At 59.6% G+C, this 7,398-nt stretch carries 6 protein-coding genes; all 6 read left to right on the plus strand.

The window, feature by feature from the left end:
- A partial coding sequence (locus tag AXF19_RS06490; protein ID WP_172837365.1) for a hypothetical protein occupies positions 1-1,416 on the plus strand: 1,416 nt, incomplete at its 5' end.
- Positions 1,413-4,925 carry a hypothetical protein gene (locus AXF19_RS06495; protein ID WP_066846645.1) on the plus strand — a complete coding sequence of 1,171 codons (3,513 nt, stop codon included), beginning with the start codon at positions 1,413-1,415 and terminating at the stop codon, positions 4,923-4,925. The genes AXF19_RS06490 and AXF19_RS06495, both read left to right, overlap by 4 nt.
- Positions 4,925-5,551 carry a hypothetical protein gene (locus AXF19_RS06500; protein WP_066846648.1) on the plus strand — a complete coding sequence of 209 codons (627 nt, stop codon included), beginning with the start codon at positions 4,925-4,927 and terminating at the stop codon, positions 5,549-5,551. Before AXF19_RS06495 ends, AXF19_RS06500 begins: the two co-directional genes overlap by 1 nt.
- A 341-nt stretch (positions 5,552-5,892) precedes the next feature.
- On the plus strand, positions 5,893-6,432 hold the full coding sequence (locus AXF19_RS06505) for a phage holin family protein (protein ID WP_237141533.1): 540 nt from the start codon (positions 5,893-5,895) through the stop codon (positions 6,430-6,432).
- Between the two features lies 1 nt (position 6,433).
- Entirely contained in the window at positions 6,434-6,928 is a 495-nt protein-coding gene (locus AXF19_RS06510) for a peptidoglycan recognition protein family protein (RefSeq protein ID WP_066846651.1), read from the plus strand.
- A gap of 47 nt (positions 6,929-6,975) precedes the next feature.
- Positions 6,976-7,263 carry a hypothetical protein gene (locus AXF19_RS06515; RefSeq protein WP_216634925.1) on the plus strand — a complete coding sequence of 96 codons (288 nt, stop codon included), beginning with the start codon at positions 6,976-6,978 and terminating at the stop codon, positions 7,261-7,263.
- Positions 7,264-7,398: the final 135 nt, after the last annotated feature.

Here is a 7,398-nt window from a genome sequence, read left to right on the forward strand (position 1 = left end):
GAGTTCCTGCGGGACAATGCGTACCGTCCGCTGGTGTTTACGGATTTGGCGCTGTCGATTCCGACGTGGAACGCGGCGTATGAGCGTGCGTTCCCGGAGGCGATGGCCGAGATCCGGCGGGAGAATGAGGAGAACAGGCGGACGTTCCTGGCGGCGCAGGAGGATGTGAACCGGCTGCGCGCAGAGGTCTACGATCTGCGGCAGGAGTCGGCCGCTCTGCGCGATGAGATGGAGAAACGCAGGGCGCCGGTTCCTGCGGCGATGCAGGGATCCCGCTACGCGGGGCTCTCGGATGCGGAGCTCTCTGCCGAGGAGGAGCGTGTCAGGGAGGCGTTTGCCGCAAAGGAGAAGGAGTTCTATGAGGCGGGGCTGCGCCTGGAGCGTGCGGGGGAGCTGCCTATCCTCGATGAGAAGGAGCGGATCAAGGAGGCCGAGCTGCGCGCGGTGCAGGCGGGGGACGCGGCGGTGCGCGATACGTTCGGCTCGGGGCAGACGAAGGATCTGTCGGCGATCCAGCGTTCGCGCAGTGAGCTGAGGAAGATGTTGACGTCGTTTTATTCGTTCTTCAATACGCAGTTCAATGCGCTTGCTGAATCCTATTTCAAGGGGAAGTATGCCGCAGACGGATGGGCGCATGTGCGTGTCTGGATGCCGCTGGCGCGCTCGGTGCTCTGCCGTATGGTTCTGGTGATGATCATCGGTGCAATCGGTAAGGCTGTGCTGGGGCTGGATGGTGATGGTGAGAGGGATCGCTATCGGATGGTGAAGGATCCAAAGTCCGGCAAGATGGTGCGCGAGGAGGTGCCTTGGGAGGAGCGGTTCATGAAGGTGCTCGGTCGGAATGTGCTGTCGACGGCAACGGGGTTGATTCCCGTGGTGCGCGATCTGAGCGGGTTTGTCTCTGCGCGGATTTTTGACGGGCAGACGTCCGGACGGAATTTCGAGCTCGGGTCTGTTGCCGCACGCGGTCTGAATCAGGTGGAGGCGACGGTTGATCTGATGATCAAGATGGGTAAGCAGGATCTCGAGCGTGAGGAGAAGGAGGAGGCGGAACGTGCGCGTCTCCGGAAGATGTCGCCGAAAGAGCGCAGGAGATATGAGGAGGAGAAGAAGTACCGAAAGCCCAAGAAGGAGGTGGGTGTGCTCGATGTGATGCGGTCGGGGGCGCAGGCGGTGAGTACGTTCACGGCGGCGCGCACGGGTGTGACGAATACGCTCTCGGACGGGCTGTTCTCGCTGCTGCAATATGCTGAGGATATGATGGAGTCGGATAACTACTATGATCCCGATGTGCGCAATGTGCTGCGCGCGGTGTTCTTTGACAAGAAGCTGCGCCCGAAAGAGGTGCCGCCGAAGCCGGAGAAGCCGAAGAGGGGGAAGGCGCGCCGGAGCGGGGCTGAAAGGAGCGGACGATGATTAACTATCTGGTGACGAAGGTGATCTATGAGGGGGACGGGGTGACGCAGCGGTTCCCGTTTGCGTTCCCGTTCGCGGATGTGGATGATGTGAAGGTGCTGGTCTATGATGGGGCGTCGCAGTCGGAGACGCTGCTGGCGGCGGATTATTTCGTGGATGCGCACGCGCATGTGGTGCTGTATCCGGGCTATGCGCCGGGGGAGGAGAAGCCGCTCGCGGAGCGTCCGCCGCTCCTGGCGAAGGGGCAGAAGCTGGTGATCTATCGCAGGACGCCGATGACGCAGATGGTGGATCTGGGGGAGAAGTATCCGCTGCCTACGGTGGAGCGGATGCCGGATAAGCTGACGATGATTGTGCAGGAGCTGCGTGAGGAGCTGGATCGCTGCATAAAGGGCGGGATCAGCGGTACGAAGCCGCCGCATGTGATTGTGGAGCAGGTGCCGGGCGGTGGCAAGGGGCTGCTCTCGTTCCCGACGATGGCGGCGCTGGTCGCGAATGGAACAAAGGGGCTGTCGTTCGGGTCGGAGTTCAAGCTGCTGGGCTACTACCGCAAGGGGGATGGCGGCGGGGCGCACTATGTGTGCCGCTATCTCTGGTCGGCGTCCGCCTGTCCCTGGGCGGTGGATCTGGGCGCGACAAAGGAGCAGGAGTACGAGCTGGTCTATCAGATGGATGGGTCGCCTGTGGTGGATGAAAATGGCGACTATGTGCTGAAGAAGGATGCCAAGGGGCAGCCGATTCCGTGCTATGAGAGTGACGGGAAGACACCGAAGAGGAAGCATCTCTATGCGGTGATTGACGAATCCGTGGTGAACTATCGGATGTTCGGCGCGAAGCTGGACGGAATGTCGGATGACGGGGATGCGCTGCGGATGTGTCACCGCTATCAGAAGGAGTCGTTCTCGATCGAGCCGATGACGGGGCGCAGGCACTATGCTGTGCGGGTCGCCAATCATGAGGGTGTGATCCGAAAGGATGACAATGAGCCGATTATCTGCTGCGGGAATGTGGATCTCTCGGGGTCGAAGCTCCTCATTCGCGACGTAAATGCGACCTGGTATGGCTTTTATCTCTGGGGGGACAATGAGGAGGATTATCTGGCGTTCGAGCCGCTGAAGGAGACGACGGATTCGTTCCGGCGGGATAATTTTGTCGTGAAGACCGGGGGCAATTTCAGTGAGCTGCATCCGAATGCGCTGCTCTCTCTGAAGGAGGAGCCGTATGCGGTGCGTGATGACGGGGGGTATCTGTACTCAGAACCCCGCTATGAGCTGCTGCTGCATACGATGGATGGGCTTTTGACTTCGCCGATTACGTATGACTGGACGTATCCCGGGGGGCTTGAGATCAGTTCTCTTGTGTCGTCGTATGACGGTCATGAGACGGCGACGCAGACGGTGAATTCGCATTTTACGTGCAGCTATACGATGCTGCCGGCGACACATTACTACTTTAAGGGCTGCGATGTGATGCTGGATACGACGGCGAATAAGTATTGCTCGGTGCTCTGGTGCAAGTGTCACAATGCGCATATCAGCGGGTTCAATTTTGTGCCGAATGCGGCGGAGCTGCACAATACGCGGTTCAAGAATACGATGATCTACATTTGGGGTGCGTACAATGTGGAGGTGTCGGATATTGTCGGGTTCAATGCAGCGGGCAAAAAGGCGGGGTCGTCGAATGGGACGAGCGGCTATGTGATCCGCGCGACGAACTGTCTGAATCTGAAGCTCCATGATATCTCGGTGCAGGGGTACTGGGGCGCGACGGCGATGAACTGTGTGAAGGATGTGCATATCGCGCGGGTGAGTATCAACCGTCTGGATATCCATAATTATTTTTACAATCTCTATATCGACGAGTGCAATCTATTTAACCACGCGATTCAGATTGGCGAGGGGCGCGGGATTGTGCGGGTGACGAACAGTAATTTCTATATCAATCAGCTGGATGCGGACAGTTATCCGAATGCGCATTTGCTGGAGTTCAATCTGACGTATGGGCGGATTTTTGAGGGGACGGTGCTGATTGAGAACTGCAATGCGTATCTGAGGGATCCTGACGGCAAGGAGTTCGATGTGTGCAAGATTGATTTCTCGCCTGAGGCTGTGTCGACGCTGGATTCGTACCGTTTCCCGGATGTGACGGTGCGAAACTGTCGTTTCTACAGTTACAATCCGGATACGTATCTGGTGTATTTTATGGTGGCGGGGAAGCGTAACTGTACGACGAGTACGAAGGGGCCGTCGGTGCTGGCGGATGTGTCGCGGGATCTCGGGAATGATGCGACCGGCTCTCTCGCATGGCGCTATGTGGGGCGCGGGATTGACTGGATGAGCGGGGAGCCTGTCTCGGGTGAGGAGTTGTCGGTGGTGCCGGGGCAGTTTGTGCGGCTGTATGAGAAGTTCCTCGATGCGGGGGGCAAGACGGTGTTCTATGATCTCCGCTATTTCCTTGTGACGAGGGCGGGGCGGCTGCCTGTGCCGTCTGCCGCAAATGCGCCGTCGGATGTGAGCGGGGCGGAGTTCTCTCTCGGGTCGGCGACGCTGCGCTATGTGGAGCGGCACCGCTGGGAGGCGGCGCGCCGCTATGCACCGGGGGATGCGTGTTTTACGGAGTCGTCACCGTGGCTGCCTGTCTACTGCTATGTGTGTACGGCGGCGGGGGTGTCGAACGGTTGGCGGCCGCGTCATACGGCGGGGACGGTGATCGAGGGGGAGGATGTCTATCCGAAGAATCTGGATGCGTGCTACTGGCGGTATGTACGGCCTGCGGATGCTTTTATCACGAGGCAGTTTACGCCACGGATGACGGTGGCGGCGGGGGATGTGCTGTATGCGGATCACCGTCTCTATCGCGTGGTGGAGGGCGGTACGCTGAATGAGGCGCCTCCTGTGAATACGCCGTGGCTGCAGTCGTTCACGGAGGGGACGGCAAGGCTCGCGTTCTATGGGAAGGATTGGCAGCCCGGTGCGTGGTGGGCGCAGGGGGCGTTCTGTCTGTCGTATGATGATGCGGGTGTGCTGCAGGTGTATGAGCTGGTGCGTCAGGATGGGACGACGGGCGGGCAGGTGCCTGTGCCGGGCAATGGCCGCTGCATCGATGGGGATATGATCTGGCAGCATACGACGCAGGCGGCGACGAAGGTGTGGGCGCCCAAGACGCAGTTCTATGAGGGGGATGTGGTGTCGCACGCGGGGAATAACTATGTGTGTGTGTTCGATGGGCGGTTGGAGCTGCCGGGGCAGATCAATCTGGAGGATATTACGACGAATATGAAGGGGTCGGGGGATGTGTTCGCGTTCTGGGAGAAGGGGACGGATGTGCCGACGAAGCTCGGATCTACGGGGGCGTGGAGGATCAAGGTGAACAATGTGGACTGCTATCGGTTCCGCACGTTCGCAAAGGGGTATTTTTGCCATGAGGGGAATCCCGCGCCGACGATTGTGGGGCGCGGGGCGGCGTCTGCTGCGCCTGCGGCTGTGAATGGGGATGGGGTGCGGTTCTGATGCAGGTACTTGTGACGACTACGCATTTGGCGGATATTGCCAATGCGATTCGGGCGAAGAATGGGGCGTCTGCCCGCTATACGCCGGGGGAGATGGCGGCGGCGATTCTCGCACTCAATGTGGGCGGCTCTGCGGGTGGTTTGTCGGGCGGCGGCTCCGGGGGGACCGGCGGAGGTTCGGGCGCTGCGGGGGAGGCACCTGCGGGCAAGGTGCGCGTGGGCGGTTTTTCGGCGGCGGCGAAGGCGGATGGGACGATTGCGGGGTATACGCTGGGCAAGGTGATGATGGCGCTGCCGAATCATCAGGTTGCGGCGTTCCGTGCAACGCTTTTCTGTCCTGCGGGTGTGGAGATGTTGTCGATGGAGGTGTCGGATTTTGCCGGCGGGCGCGGGTGGAAGTGTACGAATGCCCATTGTGCACAGGCGGTGCGGCAGGAGGCGGCGGACGGGGCGCGCTATGTGATGGCGTGGGAGGAGCTGGTCGATGTGACGCAGGAGGGTGACTATGTGTATGATGATGACCGCTCGAATGATAAGCTGACGTATTACTGCTGTGCGGAGGTGAAGCTGAAGGGGGCTGCGGCGGTGCTTGCGGGGGCGACCCTGACGGTGGATGTGTTTGTGTAGGCGGCGCGATGCGGCTGTGGGGGGTTGAGGGGCCGGCGGTGGATTTTTGAGGGGCCGGCGGTGGTTTTGTTGCGGGGATTTGTGCGTGGGTTTTGACACGCGCTGCGGCGCTAAGGAGGTGCGGAGGCTGTGGGGGACGGGTTTTTGAGGGGGTGAGGGGCGCGGCGGCGCGGAGGCTGTGTGGGGGTTGAGGAGGTGAGGGGCGCGGTTGTGTGAGGTTTGGGTGCTGTTGTGTGGGATGGATGCTGCGACTGGGTGCGGCGATGAGGCTCGTGTGATGGGGCGGGCGATTCTTTGATGGGGATGGCAGGTTGTGTGTTGTTGTTGAGAGGAGGATTTTTGTGGAGTCGTTTGTTCATGTGCTGCAGAGGCTGCAGGAGGGCTGGGCGGTGAAGCTGATGCTGTCCTGTGTGGTGTCGGTTGCCGCCGAGGAGCATGCGCAGTTGTTTGCGGGGTTTGTGCTGCTGGTGTTTGCGGATCTTTTTACGAAGTGTTTGTCGCTTTCGCGTCGCTGTCTGCTGGATGGCGGGGTGGCTGCGCCGTCGCTTTGGCAGGCGTGCAAGGGTCTGCGGGCGGCGCATCGGGCGCGCTATATCAGCAGTAAGGAGATGCGAAGGGGGTTCGTGCATAAGATTCTGAGCTATATTGTGGTGGTGCTTTCGGCGGCGGTGCTGGATTTTATGCTGGGGCATGTGGAGTCTCCTGCGTTTGCAACGGGGCTGGTGATCGGGTATCTGGCAATGACGGAGTTTGTGTCTATTATGGAGAATTTGCAGGGGGCGGGTGTTGTGGAGGCGGGCGCGTTCGCTGCTTTGGTCCGTAAGAGGGGCGGTGTCGTGAAGGATACGGGCGATAAGCCTGATGAGAAGGGAGAGAAGTGACATGGAGAGAGTACCTGTTGTTGATACATATCTGGACATCGATTACGACAATCTGAGAACACGCGGCGTGACCGATAAGATTGTCATCCATCACACGGGCAATGCCGTTGATGACGACCTCTCGGCGGCGGAGATCGATGCCTCGCACAAGGGGCAGGGATGGACGTGCATCGGGTATCACTATGTGATCCGTAAGGACGGCACGGTGGAGCAGGGGCGGCCGCATTGGACGGTGGGTGCGCACGCATACAGGCACAATTCCTATACCATCGGCATCCACGTCTGTGGCAACTTTGAGATCGGTGAGCCGACGGATGCGCAGATTGAGAGTGCAGCTATGTTGCTGGCGAACATCTGCACGGACTATGGTCTGCCGATCGACCGCGACCACATCGTTGGGCACAGGGAGCTGATGTCGACAGCGTGTCCGGGGGAGTATCTCTATGAGATGTTGGATACGATTGTCGGCAAGGCGAATTTCTATGCGGCGCAGTGATTGATTGGAGGAAGAAAATAATGAAGAGGGTTTTTATTTCGCAGCCGATGCGTGGGCGTAAGCATGAAGAGATTCGTGCGGAACGTGATGCAATTTTGGCGCAGATTACGGAGCGCTTTTATGGGGAGGGTGTAGAGGAGATCAAGAGTTTTCTTCCCAATGAGTTCCATACGGCGGGTTTTAAGAATGTTGCGCTGGCATATCTTGGAAAGAGTCTTATGTTGCTCGCGGATGCGGATGTTGCTGTGTTCGTGCAGGGGTATGCAGAGGCACGCGGTTGTCGTATCGAGCATGAGGCGGCGGTCGCGTACGGTGTGGAGCGCGTGTATGTGTAGGGGGTGGGTGTCATGCTATATCGGGCGCGGGCTGTCGTTATAAGATACAGGGCGGCGTTGTTGGTGATGCTGTGTGTGGTGCTCCTCGGTGCTGCGTATGCGCTCGGGCGGAGTTCCGCCTCGGAGCAGACGACG

It is taken from the genome of Selenomonas sp. oral taxon 126, from assembly GCF_001683335.1.
Taxonomy (GTDB): Bacteria; Bacillota; Negativicutes; order Selenomonadales; family Selenomonadaceae; genus Centipeda.

Coding starts and splice junctions, on each gene's coding strand:
- AXF19_RS06515 (WP_216634925.1), top strand. CDS start 6,976: ATGCGTGGGCGTAAGCATGAAGAGATTCGTGCGGAACGTGATGCAATT.
- AXF19_RS06510 (WP_066846651.1), top strand. CDS start 6,434: ATGGAGAGAGTACCTGTTGTTGATACATATCTGGACATCGATTACGAC.
- AXF19_RS06495 (WP_066846645.1), top strand. CDS start 1,413: ATGATTAACTATCTGGTGACGAAGGTGATCTATGAGGGGGACGGGGTG.
- AXF19_RS06500 (WP_066846648.1), top strand. CDS start 4,925: ATGCAGGTACTTGTGACGACTACGCATTTGGCGGATATTGCCAATGCG.